We start from the raw sequence: 26,272 nt of genomic DNA on the forward strand, positions 1-26,272 counted from the left end.
TCTAAACGGTTACAGGTGACTTAACTGCATTGGCTTTTACTGTGGCTCGGGTCCAGGTAAAGATAAAGCTGGTTCCTATACCCTCCTCCGACTCCAGACGAATAGTACCGCCTTTTTCTTCGATAATTTTCTTTACAATAGCCAGGCCTACACCTGTGCTTTCCCGGGTATCTCGGGCTTCCATGGTCTGGAAAATACCAAAAACCTTTTGATGGTATTCTGCAGGTATACCAGGGCCATTATCTTCTACAGTAAATTCGTAGGTATTGTCTAATGTTCGTCCTCTTACTATTACAGTTGGGTTTGGCTTGTCGTTATACTTTATCCCGTTACCAATAAGGTTTGCAAATACCTGCTCCAGTAGTATTCTTTCTGCAGTTATTTCTGGGAGTATCCCTTTAACCTGTATGCTGACATTGCTTGCAGGTGCCAATGAATCTATAATGTCATTTACAAGTTTTGTGACAGAGAACGTAGTTTGTGGAAGTTCTTTCCGGCCAATGCGGGAATAGTCAAGAATACCATTGATAAGATTTTCCATTCTGAATACACGCCCACGCATTAGCTCAAGGTTCCGCTGAATATCTGGCTCTACATTTGGAAGGTCTTCCTGAATCCATTCTGCCAGGCTATTTATAGCCCTTAATGGAGCTTTAAGGTCATGAGAAACTACATAGGCAAACTGATCAAGTTCATTGTTTATCTTTTTCAGATCTGTGAAACTGTTATCCAGCCTCTGCGCCATTACGTTTAAAGACTGAGATACCCTGGTAATTTCATCGTCCCTGTTATCTGAAATGCGTGCATTAAAATGCCCTTGTGCCACTTCATTAGCCATCGACGCAATTTCATTCAGCCTGTTCCTAATTGTTTTACCCAGTACAAGTGCAATGGCAATACCAAGTGAAATACAGAAAATTGTAAGGCTCACAGAAAGATCATTTGTAAATGCTAAAGAGTTATCCAGTGTTTCCAGTCTATCGTTTTTTAATGCTCTTTCATGTTTATCAAAAGCACTGAATTGCATTCTAATGTTATCCATCATTTCTTTGCCTACTCCCTTACGAATGTACTTAACCAGGAACTCATGATAAGCAGCTATCTCGGCTGGTGAAGAAAGTGCTTTTGTTTGTAGTTGAATTGATGGATTTGCAAAAACTTGCAGCCATTCGTTTACACACGAATCAATAACTGCCAATCTTTGTTTTTGGGAAGCATTGTCTACGAGTTCTTTTACTTCTGAGAGCCTTTCCTGGTATGTTTCTCTGCCTTTATAATAAGGTTCCAGAAAAGCAGCATTATCAGATACTTGGTAACCTCGTACACCTGTTTCCATATCAATAACAGCTTTTTCCATACTTTCAGACAAACGCATCACTTGAGCCGAATTAAGAGCTTGATGCATGTTGAATGCAACATTGTCTGACTGCTTTACATAAGTAAGGGTAACAAAGCTGAATATTAAAAGAATTGAGCCAAAGGCAAGGTAAATCTTGGTGAGTAAATTCATAAAGGAGAAAATATAAAGAAGGTAAGAGTTTAACTAGTTTTTTCTCCCAACCTTTGCACTTATTTAATGCCGCAAAGAAAATAAAATTATACTGATATTTCCAAACGCAAAGTCTTGTAAAACTTTAAAATGTACTAAATAGTTTGCTGATATTTTTAACATTAAATAGCTTCATGGTCCTGTGCTTTTATAGTGAAAGGAATCGAAACCTGAACGTAAGCCTTGAATGCCTCTTTTTTGCACGAATTATAAGCTACTCTTTTTTCTCTTTTACTCAGACAGCCTATATCAAAATATTATCTTAACTGCTTATCGTTGTCTGGTCCATCAAAATATATTCAAATACATCGAATAAGCTGCGTAAAATGGTACAGTACCTATCTGCTTTAATGACTGTTCACTCAGTTAAATTATCTTTTAACTTTAAGCTCTTCTGGAACTAAGGAAAAGAATATTATTATAATGTTGGAAGTGTATACTAAAGTTGTTATGTTTACTAACGTTAGTTTGTTTAAGTGAATAAATTTTAGGTAACCATAAAGAGGGGGTAGCTACTGGCAACCCTTTCTCTTTTTTTAGGCAGTTTCAATACTAGGATATTCATTCTTTTGATACTCTTGGCCTTTCCTTTCCTCTCTGTTATCTTAATGTTCAGTAGCAGACACTTCTTTAAGCCTGCTGGCAAAGTAATCTTCTATGCTTAAGCTTCGTAAGCTAAAGTTAGTGTAATGCATTTTTAATTAAGAGTTTTATGAAAAATGAGAAACCAACTTAAAACATTACTTTGGTTTATGGTACTTGTTAGTCTTGGGCTTAGCAGCTGTGCTACATCCCGTGACCAGGAAGTTGAGGATGAGTTAAGTGATTTCCGGGCTTGGGTGAGTTCACAGACGACCAATGTAGCAAACCGTTCTAAAGAAGATTGGCAGCAGGTAAAACAGGATTTTAAACAGCGGACAGAGGTCCTGGATGAACAGCAGGAGCATTTTACGAATGAACTTAAACAAGACTATCAGCAGCTTAAGAATGAGTTTCGAAGCTTGGACGATTCCTATGAACGTTCTCGTTCTGAGGCTAAAATAGCTGCCTGGGAGCGAAACCTACTGGGGCAATATGCTGATTTTTCTACTATCAACCGTCAGAATGTACGGGATGTTTATGTGACGTTTATAGAAAATGTGCGCAAGCAAAATGAGACCTGGTCGAATGAAGATTGGGATATGGCTAAGCGTGTTCTACAGAAACTGAATGACCGGAAAAGCGTGATTGGTCAGGACCTGCCTACAGATGATGAAGTCAAAATTAAGGCCCTGCAAATAGAGTTCAGCGCACTGGAAACAGCTGATGATGCAAGTGGATATCTCTAGATTAAACAATAATCCTCCCTTCTGTGGCATCACCATAAAGCACAGACTGCTTTTGCAAATGCCGACAACCACTGTACCAGGCCAGCATTGCATCTAACTGGTGCCAGTTTGCAGGAGGAATATTTATTTTAAAGTTTATCATACCTTCGAGTGCTTCTGTAAACTCAGTAAGATATTTCAGGTCTTTCTTATAGTTCTCCAGGTGGGGAAAAAGAAGGTGCTTAAGCTGTGTAGGATATGTTTCGAGCGTAGCAACCCCTGCAGTTGCTAATTGAGTTCTTAGCTTAATAGCTCTTGCTGTCAGGCCTCCGATAATCATTGGAGACATTGCTTTTACCTCCCGGTCACAGACACGATAGAAAAAATCTGCTTTAACAGTAAGGGGAGTTTGAGAATAAACAGCAGGTAATGTAAGAGGTGCATCTATATAAATGAGTTTTGGCTTTACTTCCTGAACAAGGTTTAGCAGCCAATCATCAGCATTTTGCCCTTTCTTACTTTGCCATATTTGAACTTGTCCCTCTACAAGCATAGCCGCCGCAGTAGTTCCGGCAAGTTGGGAACCATAGTCAAGGCCCATATGAAGAAACTGCTCCGGCATATTAGTTTATGAAGTTTTAATTCTTGAATTGATCAAGCCAGGGAAGGCTACTATTGATAGAGTGGTTGAAGTATTATGTAAAGTAAAGTGTGGTTTACTCTTAGGTTATGCTTGGTTGTTTATAGTGCCAAAATTTTTAACTTAATCAAATAGAAGTTTGGCACCGCCTAAAAAAATAAAAATCCATATCAATCCTTTAATCAGGAAGAATAAGAAACCTGCTATACCAAGCTTTTTAAGACTCTTCTTGAGTTTAGACATAGCTTCTTTGTTTATGACTTTCAAAAGTAATAATAAAGATAAGCAATCAGAGGTGATTAATCTTAGTAAAAATTACATAACAAGGTGAAGTACAACACAAATTTAGTAAGCCAGGGTTCAGGTATTAACCAGCAAGTGCCGCTTCATTTCTTTATTAAGCTTATAATAACAGATTTTAAGCTCCTGCCGTGTAAATACCTAAATTTTGTTTTCCCTGGTAAGTAAACTTCAGACTGATATGTGCTTTAAGCTTTTACCAGCTCCAGTTTGTTTAAATGTTCTGTAATAAAGTTTATCTCCTCCTGGCTTAGCTTAACGTCAATAGCTTTGGCATTTTGTACTGCCTGCTCAGCATTACGTGCCCCAACAAGTGCAATTGTGATGCCCGGCTGCTCAACTGTCCAGCGGATAACCAGTTGACTAAGACTTGCGTTTTTCTCATCTGCCAGAGGCTTGATCTTTTCCAGAAACTCATTGGTTCTTTTCAAGTTTTCATCTTTGAAGAAGTATAAGCCGGCTCTGTGGTCTCCTTCACTAAACAGGTATCCTGGTTTCATTTTACCAGTAAGCAAACCGCGCTCCAACGGGCTGTAAGCTAAAATAGCTTTCTTGTTTTCGATTGAATAGGGTACTACATCAGCCTCAATATCGCGTTTGACCATGCTATACGGAACCTGGTTAGAAGCTAACTGCACATATTTATTTGCCTCTTTCATCTGCTCTGCATCATAATTACATACGCCTGCCTGCAACACTTTGCCTTCTTTTATAAGCTGTGCCACTGTTTCCATGGTTTCTTCAATAGGAGTGGTAGGGTCCGGCCAGTGAATCTGGTAAAGGTCAATATAGTCAGTACCCAAGCGACGAAGGCTGTCTTCGCATTCTTTTCTGATACTGTCTTTACCAGCATACTTGTAAATATCAATGTCATTGCCTTGGTTATCCTGGCTTTGGAAGGCAAGCTCTCCATTGGCTAAGTCCCAGCGCATGCCGTATTTGGTCAAGATCTGTACTTTGTCTCTTGGCAAATCTTTAATGGCTTCGCCCACAATCTCTTCACTGGTTCCCTGTCCATAAATTGGAGCTGTGTCAATGGAGGTTACTCCGTTATCATAAGCTGCCTGAATGGCTTTTATGGCATCTTTTCGTTCAGTGCCACCCCACATCCAGCCTCCGGCTGCCCATGCGCCAAAGGTTATGACTGATACTTTAAGGTCTGATGTTCCTAAGGTTCTGTGTTCCATATATAAGGTTGAAGTCTGAGTTTTGCTAACTAAGTGTACTATACTGCAATTTGCGCAAAATGGGTAAGCATTTCTTTACATTATGTATAATTGCTTTAGCCAAGCTTTTGTTTATGCCACGAATATTTGCTCAAGCATAAAATGAAAAAGTACGCCATGTCAGCTATCAGGCCCCATGACGTACTTAGTTAGAAATTATCCGATAAAATTTATTTATTGTAAGCTCCAGCAACATTTTCCAGGTACTTTTGCCCGGAACCAGTGTTTAGTAGTAATATTTTTTCTTCTGGTGCTATTATGCCTGTGCCTATAAGCTTTCGTGCTGCCATCCATACGGCTGCCCCTTCTGGCGCAACAAAAAGGCCCTCTTGTTTCCCAAGCTCCTGTAGCCCCTGTATCATTTCCTCTTCCGTAATACTAATTGCCGTTCCCTTCGATTCTTTTAGAACCTTCAGCATCATCTGCTCGCCTATAGGCCTTGGTACAGCCAAGCCATTGGCGATGGTGGGCTTTCCTACGTACTGTTGTGAATTTTTCTGTTTTGCAAAATAAGTATCTACCAAAGGCTTGCAGTTTTCTGCCTGCACGGCAACCATCCGTGGTAGCATCACCTCTGCGCTAAGCCAGCCCAAAGACTGCATCTCAAAGAAAGCTTTCCAGATACCGATTAATCCTGTGCCGCCGCCAGCCGGGTAAAGTATAACATCAGGTAACAGCCAGCTCATTTGCTCTGCAATCTCATAACCCATGGTTTTTTTACCTTCCAGCCGATAGGGCTCCTTCAGGGTAGAAACATCCAGGAGTTTACCATCTGCATTTAGTTCTTTTACTTTGGCGGCACAGTCATTTATCAAACCATCTATCAGATGAACTTCAGCACCATACCAGTAGCATTCTTCTTTGAAGGCTTTTGGCGTGTGTCTGGGCATTACGACTACAGCTTTCATGCCTGCTTTCGCACAATATGCTGCCATGGCCACACCGGCATTACCAGCAGTAGGTATAATACAGCCAGTCACGCCTAATTCCTTAGCTTTAGATATTGCCATGCTTAATCCCCGGGCTTTAAAAGATCCGGTGGGGTTTTGCCCTTCGTCCTTTAAGTAAAGGGAGTCTAAGCTGTACTCTTTAGATAGGTTCTGCAATTTGAGCAGGGGCGTAAATCCTTCCCCTAAGGTCACTATGTGTTCATTGCTTAATACTGGCAGAAGTTCCCGATACCGCCACATGGTGCCCTCCCGATGCGTTAACACCTCCTTAGGCAGCAGTTCTGCCTGCTCATACCTTGCCACAAGTGGCATGGAACAGCAGTCTGAAGTTCTTTGAAGTGAAAAAGCAGAACAGGTATTTGCGCAGGCAGAGCATTCTAACAGGCTGATGCGGCTTATGGTTTCTGTTGCAGGTTGCATAATGGCTGGAGGTGAATTTTAGAACAAGTAGCCTCTGAACCATGAAAAAACAAAATGGAATTTAGGAATAGGCTATTCCTATTTGGAATACTGCCGCTTTGTAAATTGTATAAAATCTTTATAGGGAAGATTATTTTCTGTGCCTTTGCGTTGGATAAAGTTGAAGGTTCTTATAACAGTAAGGTCCTGAATTTTTACCTCAACCAGTTCACCTGTCTGTAATTCTTTTGTTACCGCCTGTCTAGGCAGAAAGGAGAGACACGTATCTACCCGCACAAAATTCTTCAGGGCCTCTGTACCACCAAGGCGTATTTTTATAGGCAGATCTGTTAACTTGACTTGCTTCTTATCAAGAGCATCTTCCAGCACTGCCAGCGTGCCTGATCCTTGTTCGCGTAAAGCCAGGGGGGTATTATAAAGATCTTTGAGTTCAAGTCGATGCTTTATGTAAGGATTTTTGCTAGAGCAAACAGCAATTACTTCATCTGTTAGCACAGGAGTGTAGGTGACATTACTTACTTTATTAACTCCTTCTACAATGCCCAGATCTATTTCATGGTCCAGTAAGGCTTTTAATATGTTCTGGCTGTTTCTGTTTTTTAGTGTTAGCTGGACGTTTGGGTTTTTCTGGAGGTAAGCAGAGAGTACGGGTGGAAGAATATAAAGAGAAATGGTTGTACTGGCTCCAATAGTCATGCGCAGTTGTGGCGAAAATTGTTCATTAGCCGCCTTGAACTCCTGGTAAAGTTCTTGCTGCAGCTGTTTTGCTATCAATAGCTTATTGTACAAGAGTTGACCTGCAGGGGTTAAACTAATAGTGTTGCCATGCCGCTCAAATAATCCTGTTTTATAAAACTCTTCCAGTGCCTTAATCTGCTTACTAATAGCAGATTGGCTAATGTATAACAGCTGACTTGCCTTCGTAAAGCTAAGCACTCGTGCAACCTCTAGAAAAATTTCGTGCTGATGGGAGAGCATGGGGTATAATATGGTAAATATCTTCTGCTTATCAGCATCAAAGGTAAATAAGGCTAATAATATTACCGATTAAATCATTGTTTTATATGGTGCAGCAAATAGTACAGTTTTATTTATGCTGCGAATCCTTGCAATATGTATACTTAAATGTGACGTGCTTTAAATATCAGGAAGGTTCAGCGGCAGATTTAGGATATGTATCTATTATTGTATGGCTGCCATTTAAGAAGGGATATTGGAATATGGATTTATCAGTTGGCTGTACAAAGGAAAGCTGTAGAATCTGATAGAAATGTCCATAATGGAGAACAAAAATCAGAGTAGTTTAATCTGTCTGCTTCAATAGCACTTGCTTCTGATGCTGTATTTGGCGAAGGTGGTGGTTGAAGTGGTCCTGAAAGAAAATCAGCGTCTGGGTGATAGACAGAGGGCCAGCGTAAGGGTGCTTAAAGAGGCATTTATCAAACAAGTTGTGTGGCAGGTCTGTTAGTACATCCTCTAACCTAAATCGTTCTTCATCCCATTGGTTCCTGAGCGAAGACAGTGTAGCTGTAGCAGGTACGGAAGCCACTGATTCCGGTGCTTTGAACTTAATGCCAGATTGTAAAACTGCTTTCATTAAAAGCGACTTACAAGAATTTGAGAATGAAGAGAGGGGCAGAGGTTGTTTTTTTTCTATTTTGTGCTGAATGTAATCCACGCTAAGTTTCTCAACGAGCATTAAGTGTGCTATAATCTGGTTTATTGACCACTTTCCCTCAGCAGGCGGTGTGTTAAGCATTTCTCCCTCCAGTCCATCTAATTCGTCAAAAAGACGGTTCCTCGACTTCTCTAACTTTAAATATTTAATTTCCAGTTTTGGATTCATAAGCTGGATGTGACTATAGGAGGTAGTTCTCATGGGGCTTATGTTTTTGTACTGTAGCTAAGCTAATAAAAAATAATTTAAAAGCAAAGTGCATATAGCTTAGTTGCTATGCTTAAATGCATTAAAGTGCACAGGAGTCGCTTCTGGTGCAACAAAGTGCTACTTTAAACAAGATCATTTGAATACGATAAATAGTACCTTTGCTGGTAACAAAATGTAACGTTTATGATTGTTGATAATGATCCAATGGGTGCTGCCATGTTAGATTATTTGCAGGGCGCTTTAGACGGAGAGGTAACAGTAGAAAGTAATTTAGCTGAAGATGATGTGATTGCTGTGGATTATCTTTTCAGGAAGAAAGAAGAAATGCCGGAGTGGGAGCAACTGGCCTTACAAGAATGCAGGGGAGCTGTACTTGACGTAGGCGCAGGCTCTGGCTGCCATAGCCTGGTGCTTCAGCAGCAAGGGCATCTGGTTACAGCACTTGATATTTCGGAGGGAGCAGTGCAGGCTATGTACAAGCAGGGGGTGGAGCAAGTGCTGCTGCAGGATGTGTTTGAGCTGCAAAGTGCCAGCAAGTATGACACCATACTCCTTCTGATGAACGGTATTGGTATTGCCGGTAACCTGGAGGGACTGGAGCGACTGCTGGAGCATTGTAAAAAGCTGCTTCAAGCTGACGGACAGATTTTGTTAGAATCAGCGGACATTCTGTATATGTTCGAAGATGAAGACGGCTCTGTTTTACTTGACCTGAACGCTGGCTACTATGGAGAGGTGAAGTACAACATGAAGTACAAGAGCCATGAAAGCGGATGGTTTAACTGGTTATTTGTTGATCCTGCGGTACTGGAAGATTATGCTGAAAAGCATGGCTACACCTTTGAAGTTCTTTATGAAGGTGAAGCTGGTAACTACTTGGCTAAGCTTATGCAAAAGTAATTTTTTTACTTAACCCTGTAAAGTATGTAACACCTGTAGAGGCAGTAACAGTAGGATTGGTGTTATTGTGCAAATAAACAATGGTATCAGGAACAGGTTTGGTGCGTATGAAAAGTAAATAATTACTGCTACAGAGCTTGTTGTTTAGGCGCTGCAGAAGTTTTGGTATTTAGTTTAAGGTAGCATAGCATATGAACAATTCTTTAAAATCTACATGGGAAATTACAAAGCATACATTTAAGGAGTTCTCCGATGATAAACCTCTGGATCATGCCGCCATCATAGGGTTTTATACCATATTTTCTCTTCCAGCTGTACTCATCATTATTATACGTATTGCTGGGGCAGCTTTTGGACAGGAGGCAGTTCGGGGGCAGGTGGTAGAGCAGATAGGAGGAATAGTAGGGCAGAACAGTGCAGCACAGATCCAGAATATAATTGAAAATGCGAGCCAGTCAGAGTCTACCACTATAGGAACCATTGTCGGAATCGGGACTATGGTTTTTACAGCTACTACTGTGTTTGTGGCTTTGCAGGACTCTATTAACTCTATGTGGGAGGTAAGAGCAAAGCCTGAAAAAGGATGGCTGAAGCTTATTATGGACAGGGTTTTATCGCTTACTACTGTTGTTAGTCTGGGTTTCCTTCTGCTGGTATCCTTATCCGTTGATATAGTACTGGGTGTAGTAAGTGACTATCTTCAGCAGGAAGTATCAGGGCTGGCCGTTTATCTTATGACAGCTGCCAATATTCTTGTTTCTATCCTGATCAGCGTTCTTATTTTTGCTGTTATCTTCAAGGTGCTTCCAGATGCTAAAATTATGTGGCGAAATGTGTGGGTGGGAGCGTCTGTTACAGCTGTTCTGTTTTCAGTTGGTAAATACGTTCTAAATATATATTTCAGGCACGAACCTTTAGCTGATACGTATGGTGCGGCTGGTTCTCTTGTCTTGATCCTTGTATGGGTATATTATTCTTCTGTCATTTTGTTACTGGGTGCTGAGTTTACACAAGTCTATTCTAAAAGCCATGACCAGGGCATAGAGCCAAAGGACAATGCCGTGAAAGTGCGCGTAAAGGAAGTTGAATCGGAAGATTGAGGATTATAAACAAAATAGGGAGCCTGTGTGGCTCCCTATTTTGTTTATAAAATATAAGGTTTGTATAAAGGCTAAGCTTCTTTATACATTACTTGTTTAACAGCTTTCACTGTGCGTTCTACATTAGGCAGTGATGCCTCAATAAGTGTAGGAGCGTAAGGAAGTGGAACATCGCGGCAGGTTACACGCTTCACCGGAGCATCCATATAGTCAAACGCATTGCTTTGGATGTGGTAAGCAATTTCTGAAGAGATAGATGCCAATGGCCACGCCTCTTCTACCACAACCATACGGTTTGTTTTCTTTACTGACTCAATAAGCGTTTTATAATCGATGGGGCGTACAGTACGCAGGTCAACCACCTCGGCATTGATGCCTTCTTTGGCCAGTTCTTCCGCAGCAGCCAAAGCTACTTTCATTATCTTGCCAAAAGAAACGATAGTTACATCAGTACCTTCACGTTTTACATCGGCAACACCTATCGGAATAAGATATTCTTCTTCCGGAACTTCACCTTTATCGCCATACATTTGCTCAGACTCCATAAAGATAACAGGGTCGTTATCACGAATAGCTGATTTTAACAGACCTTTGGCATCGTAAGGGTTTGAAGGCACCACTACTTTAAGGCCTGGCGTGTTAGCATACCAGTTCTCAAAGTTTTGAGAGTGCTGTGAAGACAGCATACCTGCACTACCTGTTGGGCCACGGAATACCATAGGAGCACTATACTGGCCACCAGACATGGACATAATTTTAGCAGCAGAGTTGATTACCTGGTCAATAGCTACCAACGAGAAGTTGAAAGTCATAAACTCAATAATTGGGCGTAAGCCGTTTATAGCGGCACCAACGCCAATACCAGCAAAACCTAGTTCGGCAATAGGAGTATCAATAACTCGATCCGGGCCAAACTCGTCTAACATTCCCTGGCTTACTTTATAAGCTCCATTGTACTCAGCCACTTCTTCACCCATCAGGAACACGCTTTCGTCACGGCGCATTTCCTCTGATATAGCTTCACGCAGGGCTTCTCTAAACTGTATACTTCGCATATATGTTTTATATTCTCGGTTCTGAAGGTAAAATTAAAAGAACTCTCGCAATTTCCAATGTTCTTACGGTTAAAGCCATAGTTTTTGGCTAATATTTTATCTAGATAGGGCGTCTTCAAACGAAGGCTTGCCTTTGTAAGGAGCGAATTCCAGATCATTTATGGCTCGTTCCATATACGAACCATCAGCTCTTACAGCAAGTCTTAATTGCTCTTCCAACTGCTGTTCATTGCCTGTACGGGCTCCAATCAAAGCTAGGCTATAGTGGGCAAGGACTCCACCTGGTTTTTGTTTCAATGCTTTTTTATAATATTCTTCTGCACCTTCATAATTATCTTTTAAGAGGTAGCTCAGGCCCAGGTTTATCGTAGTTTGATAGCTGTCGCCGGCATAGCGTAAGCTCTTAATGGCATCATCGTATTGGCCTATCTCAATTTCGAGGGCTGCTTTGTCTGCAAAAATGCGATGTAGTATTTCTTTTGAACCACCAAGTTTAATGGCATAATCATAATACTGTAGAGCCTCCAGTTTATCGCTACGCAAGTGGTAGGCGCTGGCAAGACTGTAGTATACCTCGGCAGTCGGGTTTCGAAACCCGGCGAATGTCAGGTTATGAATGGCACGAGCCAGCAAAGCTTGCTTTGCCGGAGCACGATATTCTTTTCGTGCCATCTCAATATACACGGTTCCTAAATTATAGTAAGCAGGCCACTTGTCTGTGGTTTTAACGGCAGCCTCATATAGTTTTCTTTTTTCTGCCAACAGAGGCGTAAGCGTCGCAGCATATTGTAGCTCATCCTCCGTTAGCATACTAGCCTCTATCTTTTCCTCTGCTATTTTCTTTGCCAGCACATATATTTCGTAGTCTGCTTTTCTATCGCGGTTATAGTTGAATACAACTTTTGTGAAGCGTAAGGCTGGATAAATATATTGTTGCAGGTATTCATAAGCAGCAGTCTGCTGCAGTGCCTTTTCTTTTTCTTCCTGATTGCTGTTGATAATGTTAATGACTTGCTGGATTTCTGCTTGAGGCAGGGCAGAGGCTTTTACCTTTTGTAGCAGCAAATTCCAGTTAGTTTTTAATACCTTCCTCTGTACGCGAATTTTCTTATTATTATAATCTAAAGTTTTAACTCTCTGTAAGTAAAAAGCTTCTATGGCCCTAGCTCTTTTATCAGCTACACTAGCTACACCTTCAGCTTCTTCATCTGGCGACTGACTTCCCTCAACAATTATTTGCTGTGATTTGATGTTATCCAGTGCGTATTTGTCCAGTATTACCAGGCTGGAACCTAAAGATTTGCTAGGCTTGCTATCTTCTTTGCCAAAGTAAAAAGGAACAACAGCAGGTCCATCAGCAATTTCTGTGAAATTATCAGGCAAGTAGTCTGTTTTATTATTACGGGTAACCAATAGAGGAGTGGTAATGAGGCCTGTAGCTACTTCCATAGGCTGCATTACTTTAATATTGTCATTCCTTTTATCAACAATTAAGCCCTGCACCATCAGGCGACCTTTGTCTTTTTCCGGAGCATAGGGAAAGGCCAAATGCCGGATGATGGTTGGCTTTTTATCTTCATAGATAAACTCACCAAAGTTGAAATTTAGCGTCGCAACATCTTCACGCTCATAAGTCCCATATTCATAGTAAACATCTAGCTTATAAAGTTGTTTATCATGATATAGCTTACTTGGGATTTGAGCTTTAAGGTCAAACTCTACTTGCTGTCCACTTGCATATAAGGGGTTAGGTTGTATAGTTATTTCCTGCTTTCGGGCCAGGTTCGCCATACGTGAGAGTGTGCATCCTGAACAGAAAAGGCTGCTAATGAGCGTATAAGTTAATAGGTATAGATAGTTATATTTGTACAGTTGCATATCCTGTTTTAACTTCATACGTAAAAAGTAGATAAACTATGAACTCAAGAAGCTGCGTTATAGTTTTGATCTACATAAGAAGCTGTTAAATTTTGACGGAAGAATAATTACGAATACTTTTGTTTTTAACTTAGTTTATAAATGAAACGTTTCCAGTATTTTATCGAATCTCAGGCATTTGGTGTATGTACGATGCTGGGAGAAAAGTTAGGTATTGCTACCAGTAGTATTCGCTTTTCATTTATTTATGTGTCATTCCTGACCATGGGCTCGCCTGTTATTGTATACCTTATGCTTGCCTTCTGGTTAAATGTGCAGAAGAGTCTGAGGCGGGAACGAAGCACTGTATGGGACTTATAGTGCCTGTACCTTACGTTTTTGCTTTACAAAATACTCCCAGACAATACTCCCTTTAAATACACCTCTTAAATCGGGGAACTTACCTTTTTGTTTTTGTTCCTTTCTGCGCTTGCGCCAGTAACCGTTGTTGCGCAACAAGTCTGCATGTGCCTCCAGTACGGCCTGTGCATCTTTTGTCTGTCCTGCTACCACCATTCTTAGAGCAGCCACCCAGTCCAGCAACACTCTAATTAATACGGTAGAAATTAATTCATGAGCAGGCAGGTTTTTGTAAAGCAGTGCCAGTCCATTTCGGAAATTAAGATAAGTTTTTCTTGGGTTTGATTTATGCAAAGTCCCTCCGCCTACATGGTAGACCTGGCTATGCCCGTTGTACATAACCTTATATCCCGCATTTTTTGCGCGCCAGCAGAAGTCAATTTCTTCCATGTGCGCAAAAAATGCGGGTTCTAAACCACCAAGTGCATGGTAGGCAGTTGCACGTACAAACATACAGGCACCTGTTGCCCAGAATATCTCCTGTACATCGTTATACTGCCCCAAATCTTCTTCAATGGATTCGAATAAACGGCCACGGCAATAAGGGTAGCCTAAGGCATCTAGGAAACCTCCTCCGGCACCAGCATATTCGAAAAGGCCTGGATGCTTTTGATCTAAAATCTTGGGTTGGCACACAGCTATGCTTTCATCTGATTCCATTAACTCCAGAATTGGTATTGTCCAATTAGCAGGAACATGTACATCAGAGTTAAGCAACACATAATACTTTGCCTGTACCTGAGCCAGGGCCATATTGTAACCTTCACAAAAGCCAAGGTTACTGATGTGCTGAATGATGCGAACCTGAGGAAAATTCGCCTGTAAATATGCTATAGAACCATCGGTAGAGGCATTATCAGCAACAATAACTTCACAGCCTGAGCTGTTAGTTACTACTGATGGGAGGAACTGCTCCAAAAAATGCAACCCGTTCCAGTTTAATATAACAATAGCCGCGTGGCTGTCACTATAGCCCAAAGTTTCCTAAATCTAAACCCGGAATGTTTGGAAGTAACCCTTCTGTCTGTTTTTTCATTTCTTCCTGTGCTCTCTCTCCAGCTGTAAGCATTGCATTGTTTACTGCTGCTACCACCAAATCATTAACCATTTCACGGTCATTCACATTCAGGATAGAATCATCTATCTCAATTTTCAGAAGTTTTTTCTGCCCGTTTACAGTTACTTTTACTAATCCTGCTCCTGATTCTGCGGTAACAGTTATATGCTGCAGGTTATCCTGTGCTTCTTTTAATTTGGCCTGGACTTCTTTCATTTTGCCCATCATGCCGAACATATCAAACATAAGCTATTTCGTTTTTTTCTCTTATACGGAGGAATATTGCTCCGGCCATATGGCTGTTACAAATATACATGCTTCTTTTAAAGGTTAAGCATTGGTTAATGAAAGAGAATGCCTTTTGTAATGCTCAACATTGATTATGATTTGTTTTTAATGCTGCTCATCTGCGTTTGATCAGGAAAATATGAAAGAGGAGATAGCATTATCCAGAGTAAGCAGAGAGGCTGGAATAGAGCACCTTTAAGTGCTCTCAAAGCTGAACTGTAGGAGTTGATTGATCTGTAAAAGCACTGGTGCTGATATGAATTACAGTTGCTCTTTTTGTTTAATAAGTGTTATTTAAAATATTGGTTTTTAAAATGGTATGAAAATGTATTGTGTCGGGTAAGCAGATGGTTACCTTATTAAGGTTATGGTACCAGTTCTGTGTTTTAGATCATCTTCTGCAGTTGTTACTTTAATGTCATAAGTGTAAACATCAGCTGGAACAGGATTACCTTTAAACGTTCCGTCCCAACCTTCCGCTACGTTTGTAGACTGGTGAACGACATTTCCTAACCTGTTATAGATAGTAATGCTGTAGTTGCTAAAAAACTTGCCCTTAACTTCCAGCACATCATTTAACCCATCGTTATTAGGTGTGAAGGCGCTTGGCACATATAATTGTATGGGTTGTTTAACTGAGACAATATTAGAGTAAGAAGTAGCTGTGTTACTGATCGATATGGCTTTTATACGATATTGAAAGAATGGCTCGTCAGGTAAGGAACGATCCATATAGGTGGTGCCGCTTGCCTGGTAGCTGGCTATAATATTATTGTTTTGATCCAGCAGCTCTACTGAATATTGACTTACGCCATCAGAAAATCCTGTATAAGAAGTCCATTCCAGAGAAACACTTGCATCATCAGCTTGTGTTGCTTCTAATATGATTGGACAGCTAATGTTGCTGTAGTCTGATGAGTTATCACAGGCATTGGTGTATCGGGCACGGTAGCAGACTTCCTGAGGTGTAAGGGTAGCATCCGTATACTCTGGCTGCGGCCCGGAAGAAATCAACTGGTAAGGTGCTCCGCTTATGCTGCGTTCGAAACTCGTATTTTTGAGTGTTTGCCCCTGAGGTAGCTGTAATATTAGCTCAATCTGATTGTTTAAGTTAAAGGTGCTAAATAACTGGGCTTTATCAGGTTTAGAAGTTGATGTGGCCATTACACAGGCTTCCGCTGTTACAGATGTTACCTGACCGTTAGAAGATAGCCCTCGTAGCTGATAGCAGTACTCTTCTCCGCAGCTTACCTCCATGTCTGTAAAGTTAGTGGCTGCTTTGTCAAAGCTTTTAAGTAAATTTCCGTTGCGGTAAAGTTCATAACGCTCCTGCTGGCCTGCCACGCTTTGCCATGTAAGATTGATTTGTTCATCACCTCCTGTCGCTTCTAAGGTAATAGTACTAATCAGATTAGACGATGATAAGTTACTTCCGCACCTGTCTTGTGCGACTATTCTGTATAATGCAGCCTCGTTTGTATTTACATTAGTTAAAGTAAAGGTTGGCTGAGAGCTAACAAGAGTGGTGACTTTCGTAAAAACAGATCCTGTGGCAGCTTTACGTTCTATAGTATACGCATAGCCCTCTATTAGATTATCAATGGTAAAGCTAATAGAGCCGTTTGTTACGTCTTCTGTCTGTACCTGTAATCTGCTGATAACAGGAGGAAGATATGGCGCCAAATCTTCTACCTGCAAGGTGCTGCTGCCCGTGCAATAACTGCCCAGGTAGGTGCCGTTTATTGTAATAGCATAAGGACCTGCCGTAGCATAGGTATAAGATATCTGCTGTCCCGGACTTATCAGCTGGCTTTGACCGTTGCCGTAATCAATTTGGTAAGTGTCATATTGAGTGTCTGTAACATGAACACTAACTTGCCTGTTGGCACAGGCAAAGGCTGAAAATACTGGCGTTGGAGTTGTCTTTACTTCAAAAACCTGTGATACGGTGTCTGTGAGCCTGCTGCCGCCATAGTTGGCAATCTGCAAAACCCGGTATGTTCCAGGGGTATCATAAGTATGTTTTTGTGTAGTAGAAGATGGTGTTGGAATAGGAGTCCCTGAAGTATAGTCAAAGACATAATACTCATTCTCATCCGGTATAGTATTGCCACAGTCCTGAAACAGTACTTCCTGGCCAGCACATATGGTTGTTATTTCTCTGTTCTGCGCATCATAGGCCTTAAAGCATAAGGTCTGGGCCCAGCTAGAAGTACTTACTATCAGGAACAATAAGACAAGGAGATTTTTCAATGGTATAAATTGTAGCCAGCTTACAAGTAATAAATTAATCTGATACTTTAAAAGTATCAGCTGTTAAGTAATAACGGCTATACCTGCCTTTGCAAGTATAGCCGCTTAAAGTTTATCTTTTGGTAGAGGTGCTTTTTCCCAAAAGATATTATTATGCTATCTCTGCTTGGTAACCTCTGAGGAAGTGAACGGTCTTCTCCAGCACAGCATGTAAAAGACCATCAGGTGAAACATCAGGTACAGCTTCTTGGTAGGCCTTAACCAGTTCTTCAAGCTTGTAGGAGGTTTTAAGGGGCCTGCGGAGCTTAAGGGCCATTGTAGCGTTTAGCAGTTCAATGGCTAAAATTGTCTCCAGGTTGTGCACCACCTGGTAAGCATTCATGGCAGCGCTGCTAGCTCCCGCACTGCTATAATCGTCCTGCCCATAAGCTGTTGCCGTATGCTGGATGGACGAAGGGGCACATAAAAGTTTATTCTGATTTGCTATAGCCGCTGCTGTTTGGTGGCTTGTGGTATAGAAAGAAACAGCGTCGGGGCCAGCCGTTAAAAGCTCAGAAATACCTTTGTCCTCTTTAAGAAGCTGATAAGTCCGGTGCTCAGATGTGCTTCCTAGCTCTGTGAGCGCAATAGTTAATAAATCTAGAGCCAAGGTTAAAGGCTGGCCTTGTATGTTGCGGCCTGATAGTATTTCATCCTCTTCCGGAAATATTACTAAGCTTTCTGTAACTGAATTTATTTCCGTAGTAAAAGCTTCTTCAATATATAGAATGGCATCTTTTGCTGTTCCGTGTACTTGCGGAACAGAACGGGAAAAATAATCCTCCTGTACATGTTGCTTTTTCTGCTGGACTATCTCACTGCCTTCTAATAAAGACTGGATTTGTTTTACCGTTTCTAGTAGTCCTTTATGTGGCCTTAGTTGATGCAAAAGTGGTTTAAAAGCTGTCGGATTACTATTAGAGGCATCTAAGGATAGAGCTGCTATGGTATCAGCATTATTAGAGAGGCGCTTCGTCTGTAGCAGTGTATGAGTACCATAAGCCGTAACGAAATGTGTTCCGCTTAATAAGGCTAGAGCCTCATGTGCTGCAAGACTGATAGGCTGCCAACTAAACATCTCCAGTATATGCTGGCTGGCTAACTTATAACCCTGAAAGTTAGCTTCACCTAAACCAACAAGGGGCAGGCACAAATGAGCTAGTGCCGCTGAAGTACCTTGTTGATAGACCACAGGATACACTTCCCGATTAAAGAAATCAATGAGCCGCTTTATCGTTTGTAGTTGAACACCACAATGTCCGCTTGCCAGCGATTGAATTTTAAGCAGCAGCATTAGTTTTACAACTTCAGCAGGCACTTCCGGCCCGGTACCACCTGCATGAGATAACAAAAAGTTCTTTTGCTGTTGATTAACCAGTTCCTGTTGATCTCCATTAATGAAACAAGCTTCATTAGGAGTATAAGTGCTTTGATCCAAGTCAGCTAATTTTTTCAGCAGATAGGAATGACTACGCTCTATATGTTCTACAGCCTCCTCCGACAGAGCAAGAGTAAAGTTCTTTCTTAAAATCTGATCAATCTGTTCCAGGCTTAGCCGCTGACTGGATACGTAATGTACCTGGCTCATTAAACCTCCTGCTCTTTTATGATAGCAATAACGGTTTCAATAGCTACTGCCTGCTGTTCACCTGTTTGCATGTTTCGAAGCTGTGGTTTACCGGATGTTATTTCTTCTGAGCCAATCAGTAGCACGTACGGGATATTTTTCTGATCAGCATAGCTCATTTGCTTCTTAAGCTTTGCCGCCTCAGGGTATAATTCAGAGGCAACGCCTGCATCGCGTAATTGTTGTAGCAGGGGCAGGGCAAACTGCTCAGATTCTTTATCGAATTGCACAATTAGTACTTTTGTGCCCACCTGGCTACTGCTCGGGAATAACTCTAATTCTTCCAGCACATCATAAATTCGATCAACCCCAAAAGAGAAACCTACTCCAGAAACATCTGGCATACCGAACATACCTGTCAGGTTATCATAGCGGCCACCACCGCTAATGCTGCCCACATTTACATTGTTTACCTTCACCTCGAAAATGCAGCCGGTGTAGTAGGAGAGTCCTCGTGCCAGGGTAACCTCGAGTTGTAGCCGTGGAGCTTCAGAGGCATTTTGAGATGTAAGAGCCTGGCTATTCAAACCTGCAAGGTACTGCCATACTTTATGCAGATCCTGCAGCCCGCGTTGCCCTTCAGAAGTATTGCCTATGATATTTTGCAGTTGCTCCAGAATATCTTCGTTCGTTCCAGCCAAATTATAGAGTGGTTCCAGCATTTCAACAGCTTCTCCGGCTATACCTCGTTCCAGCAATTCTTTACGCACGCCTTCCTTGCCAATTTTATCTAGTTTGTCTATGGCAACACAAATCTCAGCTTCTTTACCTTTCTCACCAATAGCCTCTGCTATACCTGCCAAAACTCCTCTGTGGTTTATCTTGATAGTAAAGTCAGTTAAGCCTAGGTTTGTGAGTACCTCATTTATCATCTGTACAATCTCTGCCTCGCACAGAAGGGAATTTGTGCCCACCACATCGGCATCACATTGATAGAATTCTCGGTAACGCCCTTTCTGCGGACGGTCTGCCCGCCAAACAGGCTGAATCTGATAACGCTTGAACGGGAACGTAATCTCGTTGCGGTTCATGACTACGAAACGTGCAAAAGGTACCGTTAAGTCGTAGCGTAGTGCTTTTTCAGATATTTTTCGGGTGAGGTGTTTGCTGCCCTGCTCAATATCCTCTGGTTTGGTCTTAGCCAAGAAATCACCAGAATTCAGAATCTTGAAGATCAACTGATCCCCTTCGTCGCCATACTTGCCTGTTAGCACCGACAGTTGCTCCATTGCAGGCGTTTCGAGTGGCAGGTAGCCGAACTTCTCAAAAGTACTCTTGATTGCGCCGAATATATAGTTTCGCTTGACCACGACAGCCGGGCCAAAGTCTCTTGTTCCTTTAGGTATAGATGGTTTCTCTTTGCTCATGCTTCTGCAGATTTGGCTGCGAAGTTAGTAAATCAGGAGCAAAAGCAGAATCTAAATAGAACAGATGTAGAGAAAAGGATCAAACGCAGGCTGCTTAAAAAGCATGTTTGTCTCCACGAAATATATTATAAACGGTAAAGAAAATAATCTTCAGATCTAATAACATAGACCAGTTCTCCAGATAGAAAATATCTAGTTTTACTCTTGCCTTCATTTGATGTACTTCACTTGTGTCTCCTCGTAAGCCCCTAACTTGTGACAAACCTGTTATTCCTGGCTTTATGAAGTGACGTACCATAAACTTATCTACAACTAAAGAATACTCCTGTGTGTGCTTCAACATGTGCGGGCGAGGGCCTACCACTGACATTTGCCCCATTAGCACATTGAAGAACTGTGGTAATTCATCTAAACTAGTCTTTCTTAAAAATGCACCAACTGGAGTAATTCTAGGGTCACCTTTGCGAGCTTGTTGGGAGTTTGCTTCAGAATTAACATACATTGATCTGAACTTCCAGCACCAGAATTTCTTGTTATTTATTCCTGATCTTTCCTGCCTGAAAAATATAGGTCCTTTGGAGTCTATGCGTATGATAAAAGCCAGGATGGGTATAAGCCAGGATAGTACTAAAACTACTACTAAAAGAGAAAAGATTAAGTCAAATGAACGTTTGAAAGCTTTATTTATAACATCATCCAGAGGTATTGACCGTACAATAAGCACAGGAAGCATGTCATAAAAATCTATTTTTAATTTTTGATATGTATAGGTTTCCGGTTCTGGTAGAAATTTAATGCGTACCAGATTGTTATCTGCAAGATCCATTAACCATGATATTTGCTGTTTTTTAAGCTCAAAAGGACAACAGTAAATTTCATCAATTTTATTTTTCTTTATAAATTCTTCTATGTCAGAAACTTTACCTATAAGATTAGTTCCTGTTATTATTTTATTGTCAAAAAATCCTAAAAAATGATAACCATATTCTGGATATGATTGAAAAAAGTGTTCTAATTCTAAAGCTACTTCATTGTGGCCTATTATAACTACTTTACGATAATTATAGCCATTCTTTCTATAGATTCTTAGGGCTGTTGTAACAACAAAACGCCATAGTACTACTAAACAGGCTAAAAAAAGATAATGATACACTAGAGCTTTTCTTAGAACAAAATCTTTATTTGTAATGTTAATACTAGCCTCAACTAATACAATGTAAAGTAAAACAGCTTTCAGTGCGATAAGTATAACTGTAAATCTTCGGGTAGCACGATTAAACTTATAAGTACCCAATAAAGAAGTGCAAACCAACCAACCAATTAAAGCGCAAAATAAAAACAAATAATATGTTGAAGAACTCTCTTTTTTAGTTAAACTAAATGCTATAACTGTTGATAAAGTTATAGCTATTGTATCACCAATGGTGTGGACTAGTTTGATGTACTTAGAGTAAAGACTAGGCATTCTTGTCGACTTCAACAATATTTATGATCAGAACTTTTTTCGCGTAAAACCGCTTTTTAAAGTGCATTAAAACAAAAAAATAACAAGGACAGGCTTTTAGTTTTTAAAAAGATACACTTCGAAGTTCACAGAAGTTCAATCTTTTGTTTTATAAAAAGAGTAATTTCATCTTCAAATCGTTGAGTGCTGAATTTTATCGCATGCTTGCGTATCTCTGAGGGAATAAAACTATCTGAGTCTTTTTCAAATTTTAGAACTGCTTCTTTGATTGGTACAGGTAACTGGCTATAGAAAAAGATTCCAGTTTTCCCTGAAACAATAGTTTCCTTGCTACCTCCTTTGCCATAAGCTATAACGGGGGTGCCGCAGGCTTGTGCTTCTACTGGTACTATTCCAAAATCTTCTTCTGCAGCGAAAACAAAGGCTTTAGCTTTTTGCATGTATTCTTTTAAGACAGAGAAAGGCTGATAACCTAAAAGGTCGATATTTTTAGTAGCTTTAGCTTTAATTTTGTTAAAGTCAGGGCCATCACCTATTACTACCAATCTTTTATCAGGCATTAGAGCAAAGGCCTCAACTACGACATCAATCTTTTTATAGGGTACCATGCGAGATGCTATAAGATAAAAATCTTCTTTTTGTTCATTTAACTCAAAAGCTTGAGTGTTAACCGGAGGATAAATTACATCAGCCTGTCTATTGTATACTTTTGCTATTCGCTTTGCAATGTAATTAGAATTGGCAATAAAATGGTCAACTCTGTTAGAAGCAGCTACATCCCATATTCTCATTTGATGCAAAATATATTTTGCAAACCACCCTTTTAGCCCTGAGGTAAGGTTTGCTTCTCTCAAATATTGATGGTATAAATCCCATGCATAGCGCATAGGTGAGTGACAATAGCATATGTGCAATTGATTGGAATGTGTGAGAACACCTTTCGCTACAGAACTAGAAGATGATAAAATTAAGTCATATGTAGATAAATCAAACTGTTCAATGGCTAAAGGGTAAAGTGGAAGAAATTTCCTGTGGTTTGACTTGGCTGTTGGGATCTTTTGTATAAAACTGGTGTTAACATCCTTTCCATTTATGATTTCGTGTCTATCTTCAGTTGAAAGAAAGTCGATCAATGCATACACATCAAAGTCTGGATTAATATTAATAAATGATTGTACACATTTCTCCGCCCCCCCATTAGTATAGAACCAATCTTGAACTAGGGCTGATTTGATATTTTTTAACATTTCTTTTACTGCTCTACCCGTTACTAATTTATTTCTTATCTCGAATTCCTAAATAATAAGTAAAAGGCCAAATATAATACTCTATCATTTCTTCAAAGATTTTTTTGTTAAAAACGAGTAGAAATAAATATTATAAACATTAAGCGCCTCCCACTTTTGACTGTGAGCTCCTCCCAATTCAGGACCAGTCAAAAGTAGAGAATTCGGGTTCTACTATATTATATTCTACCCACTCTTCCGGCGTTTTATCTCCCAATGAGCTATGGGGCCGGAAGTGGTTGTATTCATGCCTCCAAGCCTCTAGCTTCTGCCTTGCATCCTCCAGGCTAAAGAACCAGTTCACGTTCAGGCACTCATCCCGGAAATTGCCGTTGAAGGACTCAATAAAGGCGTTATCCGTGGGTTTCCCAAGCCTGGAGAACTCCAGTGTTACCTTGTTCTCATAAGCCCACCTATCCAGCGCCTTGGAGATAAACTCGCTGCCGTTGTCCACCTGTATACGCTTGGGCAGCTTTTTAGTGTCCTGCCTGATGCACTCCAAAGCAGCCACCACATCTTCTCCTTTCAGTGAAGTCCCACCAGGATGCCGGGGCACTGGCGACTATAATCATCCACTACAGTTAAGCAGCAGAATTTCCTGCCGTCAAAGAGCTGATCGGCCACAAAGTCCATTGACCAGCACTCATGATTACTGGAGAGTTGCGGGCGCTCTATTCGGTGTGCGGCGGCCTTGCTTCTCCTAGGCCGCTTGCTCCTCAGGTTCAGCCCCTCCTCTTTGTAGAGGCGGTAAACCCGCTTATGGTTGTCTCTCCAGCCCTCGCGCCGGAGCAGGATAAAGATGCGCCAGAAGCCATAACGGATTCTCACCTGGGCGATCTCCTGCATCCGCTTCCTGATCACAGAGCTGTCCCTTGCCTTGGAGCGGTAGTACCAGCCCGAGCGGTGGAACAGCACCACCTGACAGGCTCTTCTGACCGATATCCGGTAGTTTTCTGTTAGCTCTGAGGCCAGCCGCTTTACTTGGGTGGCCTCAGAGCTTTTTTCGCAGTACATCCTGCAGCATTTGCTTGTCCAGGCTCAGGTCTGCCACCAACTGCCGCAGCTTGCGCAATTCACTCACCCCTAAACCACCGTATTTTTTCTTCCTTTATAGAAGGTGGCATCCGAGATGCCCATCTTGCGGCACACCTCTTCCACCTTAACACCCGTCTCCGCTTGTTTGATGGCGAAGATGATTTACGCCTCTGTGAATTTCGATTTTTTCATGGCAATTCGCTTTTGATTTTATACGATTATTGCCCGTTTTCTCTAATTTACAGCAGTCCTGTTTTTCGGGGGGAGGTCAAGAGAGGACGTGGTAGCCGACTTGGAGCTTATTGGCAAAGAGAAATTAACGTCTGATGATCTGCATTTGAATGGCTAATTTAAAGGAATGAGGTCAGTTTTAACTTCTGTCTTTTCCTGAATTAGAATTTTAACAAATTTATTTGGGAGTTGATAAAATATCTTTTGATTACTTTGTATTTCAGTACAAGGTCAAAATGCCATGTACTTTATTTTAAAACCTAATAGTACATTAATAGCAATAAGTGTGATTGGACAGGGGATTATAGAGAGAATACAATCAAAAGTAAGAAAAGACAAAGGCTTTAAGGAAATTTTTGAAAACATAAGTTGGCTTTTTTTTGATAAGGCACTAAGACTAGGAGTTGGATTCTTTCTGACAGCATTGATTGCTAGGCAACTTGGTACTGATCTTTTTGGAATATGGAATTATGCTATAGCTTTTGTTGCTCTGTTCAGTGTCTTTTCTACCTTAGGACTTGATAATATTGTTGTTAAAGAACTTGTTAAAGATGAAAGGAAACACGAAGAAATTCTTGGTGCAGCTTTTATACTAAAGTTGTTGGGAGGTTTTGTAGGCATTTTTTGCTCATTAGTTGCCATTTCTTACCTGAGAGTTGACGATAAGCAGATTTTTACTATTGTGTCTATTATTGCTTCAGGATTCATTTTTCAATCTTTTGATATAATTGATTATTTTTTTCAATCTCGATTAAAATCTAAACTTACTGTTTATGCTCGTAATGCAGCTTTTCTTCTAGGTGCTGTTATTAAAGTAGTTCTTCTTCTTTACAAAGTATCTCTTATTTATTATGTGACCGCCAATGTATTTGAATTAGCTTTTGCTTCCATTTTTTTAATACTAGTTTACAATAAAAAAGAACAATCTGTTTTCAGATGGATTATAAGGTTTGATACCATAAAATGGCTGCTGAAGGAAAGTTTTCCTTTGTTATTTGCTGGAATGGTTATTCTAATTTATATGAGAACAGACCAGATAATGCTTGGTGAAATGATTGGTGACAGTGAAGTAGGAATTTTCTCAGCAGCCGTAAGACTTTCTGAAGTATGGTATTTTGTTCCACTTGTAATAACAAATTCTTTGTTGCCATCTATTGTGAAGGCAAAAGAGTTAACGTTCGAAGAATATGAAAATAAAGTTCAGAATTCTTTTAATATTATGGCAACTTTAGGGATTGTGACCGCAGCCGTTGTTTCTGTAGCTTCTTATCTGATCATAAGTGTTGTTTTTGGAAATGAATATTTAAATGCAGCTCCAATTCTTTCTATACATACTTGGACGAGTGTATTTGTTTTTATTGGATTTGCATCAGGTAATTGGTTTGTCGTTGAAAACCTTCAAAAGTTTGTGTTTTATAGAACACTGGCAGGAGCTGTAATTAACGTTGTTCTTAACTACATCCTGATTCCAAAGTATGGAGGCATTGGCGCTGCCTTTGCTACTTTGGTTTCACAGTTTGTTGCTTCTTACTTTTTTAATTTGTTCAACAAAAGGACTCTTCCTGTGTTTAAGATGCAAACTTTAGCTCTACTTAGAGCATCAGGATTGTATTTCATTTACAAGCATCTAATAAAATTGAAATGATGAGGCCTTTATTTAGAAAGTAAGATGGATGACTTTAGGCTATGACAAAGCTTGTTTTCTGTTTCTTTCGTATTAAAAACTTTGTTAAGTTTGAGTTCTCCAGTTGCGCAGTTTCTTGAGCTCAGGCACTTCTAAACCACCTTATTTTTCTTCCAGTTGTAGAAGATGGCCTCTGAAACTCCCATTTTGCGACACACCTCTGACACAGATACGCCTGTCTCTGACTGCTTGATGGCGAAGATGATCTGCGCCAAGAGTGAATTTTGATTCTTGATGGCAATTCGCTTTTAGTTCTATACGACAATTGCCCGCTTTCTCTACTTCCTCAACATGATTGTGTCAGCTCCCCAATTTTAGAACTACCTTG

Annotated in this window: 20 protein-coding genes and 2 pseudogenes; 5 read left to right on the forward strand and 17 right to left on the reverse strand. The window is 40.6% G+C overall.

Annotated elements, in window-relative coordinates; translation table 11 throughout:
• Position 1 precedes the first annotated feature (1 nt).
• Positions 2-1,510 carry a sensor histidine kinase gene (locus tag LN995_RS15130; protein WP_229961923.1) on the reverse strand — a complete coding sequence of 503 codons (1,509 nt, stop codon included), beginning with the start codon at positions 1,508-1,510 and terminating at the stop codon, positions 2-4.
• A 758-nt stretch (positions 1,511-2,268) separates the two neighbouring features.
• On the opposite strand from LN995_RS15130, the gene LN995_RS15135 reads away from it, so the two are divergent.
• A complete protein-coding gene (locus LN995_RS15135) occupies positions 2,269-2,877 on the forward strand; it encodes a hypothetical protein (RefSeq protein ID WP_229961924.1) in 609 nt (202 codons plus the stop codon).
• 1 nt (position 2,878) lies between these two features.
• On the opposite strand, the gene LN995_RS15140 is transcribed toward LN995_RS15135, so the two are convergent.
• The 5 genes from LN995_RS15140 to LN995_RS15160 form a co-directional block, all read right to left on the reverse strand.
• Positions 2,879-3,478: a hypothetical protein gene (locus tag LN995_RS15140; RefSeq protein WP_229961925.1), complete on the reverse strand. Its 600-nt coding sequence runs from the start codon at positions 3,476-3,478 to the stop codon at positions 2,879-2,881.
• 506 nt (positions 3,479-3,984) lie between these two features.
• A complete protein-coding gene (locus LN995_RS15145) occupies positions 3,985-4,983 on the reverse strand; it encodes an aldo/keto reductase (protein WP_229961926.1) in 999 nt (332 codons plus the stop codon).
• A gap of 209 nt (positions 4,984-5,192) precedes the next feature.
• The gene (locus LN995_RS15150; RefSeq protein ID WP_229961927.1) at positions 5,193-6,392 is read right to left on the reverse strand and encodes a threonine synthase; all 1,200 of its coding nucleotides are present in this window, start codon (positions 6,390-6,392) and stop codon (positions 5,193-5,195) included.
• A 78-nt stretch (positions 6,393-6,470) separates the two neighbouring features.
• A complete protein-coding gene (locus LN995_RS15155) occupies positions 6,471-7,370 on the reverse strand; it encodes a LysR family transcriptional regulator (RefSeq protein WP_229961928.1) in 900 nt (299 codons plus the stop codon).
• Between the two features lie 325 nt (positions 7,371-7,695).
• Positions 7,696-8,238, reverse strand: a complete 543-nt coding sequence (locus LN995_RS15160; RefSeq protein WP_229961929.1) for a DinB family protein — start codon at positions 8,236-8,238, stop codon at positions 7,696-7,698.
• A 225-nt stretch (positions 8,239-8,463) separates the two neighbouring features.
• On the opposite strand from LN995_RS15160, the gene LN995_RS15165 reads away from it, so the two are divergent.
• Together LN995_RS15165 and LN995_RS15170 are read left to right on the forward strand one after the other, a co-directional pair.
• Positions 8,464-9,180 (forward strand): class I SAM-dependent methyltransferase, encoded by a 717-nt coding sequence (locus tag LN995_RS15165; RefSeq protein WP_229961930.1) that lies wholly within the window; start codon positions 8,464-8,466, stop codon positions 9,178-9,180.
• A gap of 191 nt (positions 9,181-9,371) precedes the next feature.
• The gene (locus LN995_RS15170) at positions 9,372-10,280 is read left to right on the forward strand and encodes a YihY/virulence factor BrkB family protein (RefSeq protein WP_229961931.1); all 909 of its coding nucleotides are present in this window, start codon (positions 9,372-9,374) and stop codon (positions 10,278-10,280) included.
• A 71-nt stretch (positions 10,281-10,351) separates the two neighbouring features.
• Here the strand turns inward: LN995_RS15170 and LN995_RS15175 are convergent, their stop codons facing one another.
• Positions 10,352-11,335 (reverse strand): pyruvate dehydrogenase complex E1 component subunit beta, encoded by a 984-nt coding sequence (locus LN995_RS15175; RefSeq protein ID WP_229961932.1) that lies wholly within the window; start codon positions 11,333-11,335, stop codon positions 10,352-10,354.
• Positions 11,336-11,431: 96 nt separating this feature from the next.
• Positions 11,432-13,126, reverse strand: a complete 1,695-nt coding sequence (locus LN995_RS15180; RefSeq protein WP_229961933.1) for a tetratricopeptide repeat protein — start codon at positions 13,124-13,126, stop codon at positions 11,432-11,434.
• Between the two features lie 228 nt (positions 13,127-13,354).
• Between LN995_RS15180 and LN995_RS15185 the strand changes: the two genes are divergently transcribed.
• A complete protein-coding gene (locus tag LN995_RS15185; protein ID WP_229961934.1) occupies positions 13,355-13,573 on the forward strand; it encodes a PspC domain-containing protein in 219 nt (72 codons plus the stop codon).
• Here the strand turns inward: LN995_RS15185 and LN995_RS15190 are convergent.
• From LN995_RS15190 to LN995_RS15225, 8 genes and pseudogenes are all read right to left on the reverse strand, one after another.
• The gene (locus LN995_RS15190; protein WP_229961935.1) at positions 13,568-14,590 is read right to left on the reverse strand and encodes a glycosyltransferase family 2 protein; all 1,023 of its coding nucleotides are present in this window, start codon (positions 14,588-14,590) and stop codon (positions 13,568-13,570) included. The genes LN995_RS15185 and LN995_RS15190 overlap by 6 nt on opposite strands.
• Entirely contained in the window at positions 14,580-14,915 is a 336-nt protein-coding gene (locus LN995_RS15195; protein WP_229961936.1) for a YbaB/EbfC family nucleoid-associated protein, read from the reverse strand. The genes LN995_RS15190 and LN995_RS15195 overlap by 11 nt, the downstream gene beginning before the upstream one ends.
• A 393-nt stretch (positions 14,916-15,308) precedes the next feature.
• Positions 15,309-17,210, reverse strand: coding sequence for a T9SS type B sorting domain-containing protein (locus tag LN995_RS15200; RefSeq protein ID WP_229961937.1), 1,902 nt, complete (start codon positions 17,208-17,210; stop codon positions 15,309-15,311).
• A gap of 151 nt (positions 17,211-17,361) precedes the next feature.
• Positions 17,362-18,837, reverse strand: coding sequence for an HAL/PAL/TAL family ammonia-lyase (locus LN995_RS15205; protein WP_229961938.1), 1,476 nt, complete (start codon positions 18,835-18,837; stop codon positions 17,362-17,364).
• Positions 18,837-20,243, reverse strand: a complete 1,407-nt coding sequence (gene hisS, locus LN995_RS15210) for a histidine--tRNA ligase (RefSeq protein ID WP_229961939.1) — start codon at positions 20,241-20,243, stop codon at positions 18,837-18,839. Before hisS ends, LN995_RS15205 begins: the two co-directional genes overlap by 1 nt.
• 94 nt (positions 20,244-20,337) lie before the next feature.
• Positions 20,338-21,708: an undecaprenyl-phosphate glucose phosphotransferase gene (locus tag LN995_RS15215; RefSeq protein WP_229961940.1), complete on the reverse strand. Its 1,371-nt coding sequence runs from the start codon at positions 21,706-21,708 to the stop codon at positions 20,338-20,340.
• 125 nt (positions 21,709-21,833) lie between these two features.
• Positions 21,834-22,955: a glycosyltransferase family 4 protein gene (locus tag LN995_RS15220; RefSeq protein WP_229961941.1), complete on the reverse strand. Its 1,122-nt coding sequence runs from the start codon at positions 22,953-22,955 to the stop codon at positions 21,834-21,836.
• 178 nt (positions 22,956-23,133) lie between these two features.
• Positions 23,134-24,191: pseudogene (locus LN995_RS15225) on the reverse strand (IS3 family transposase).
• Between the two features lie 310 nt (positions 24,192-24,501).
• Here LN995_RS15225 and LN995_RS15230 point away from each other — a divergent pair.
• A complete protein-coding gene (locus tag LN995_RS15230; RefSeq protein WP_229961942.1) occupies positions 24,502-25,905 on the forward strand; it encodes a flippase in 1,404 nt (467 codons plus the stop codon).
• Positions 25,906-26,010: 105 nt separating this feature from the next.
• On the opposite strand, the pseudogene LN995_RS15235 reads toward LN995_RS15230, so the two are convergent.
• Positions 26,011-26,180: pseudogene (locus tag LN995_RS15235) on the reverse strand (transposase); the annotation flags it as partial.
• Positions 26,181-26,272: the final 92 nt, after the last annotated feature.

This window comes from Pontibacter silvestris (assembly GCF_020907275.1).
GTDB classification, from domain to species: Bacteria; Bacteroidota; Bacteroidia; order Cytophagales; family Hymenobacteraceae; genus Pontibacter; species Pontibacter silvestris.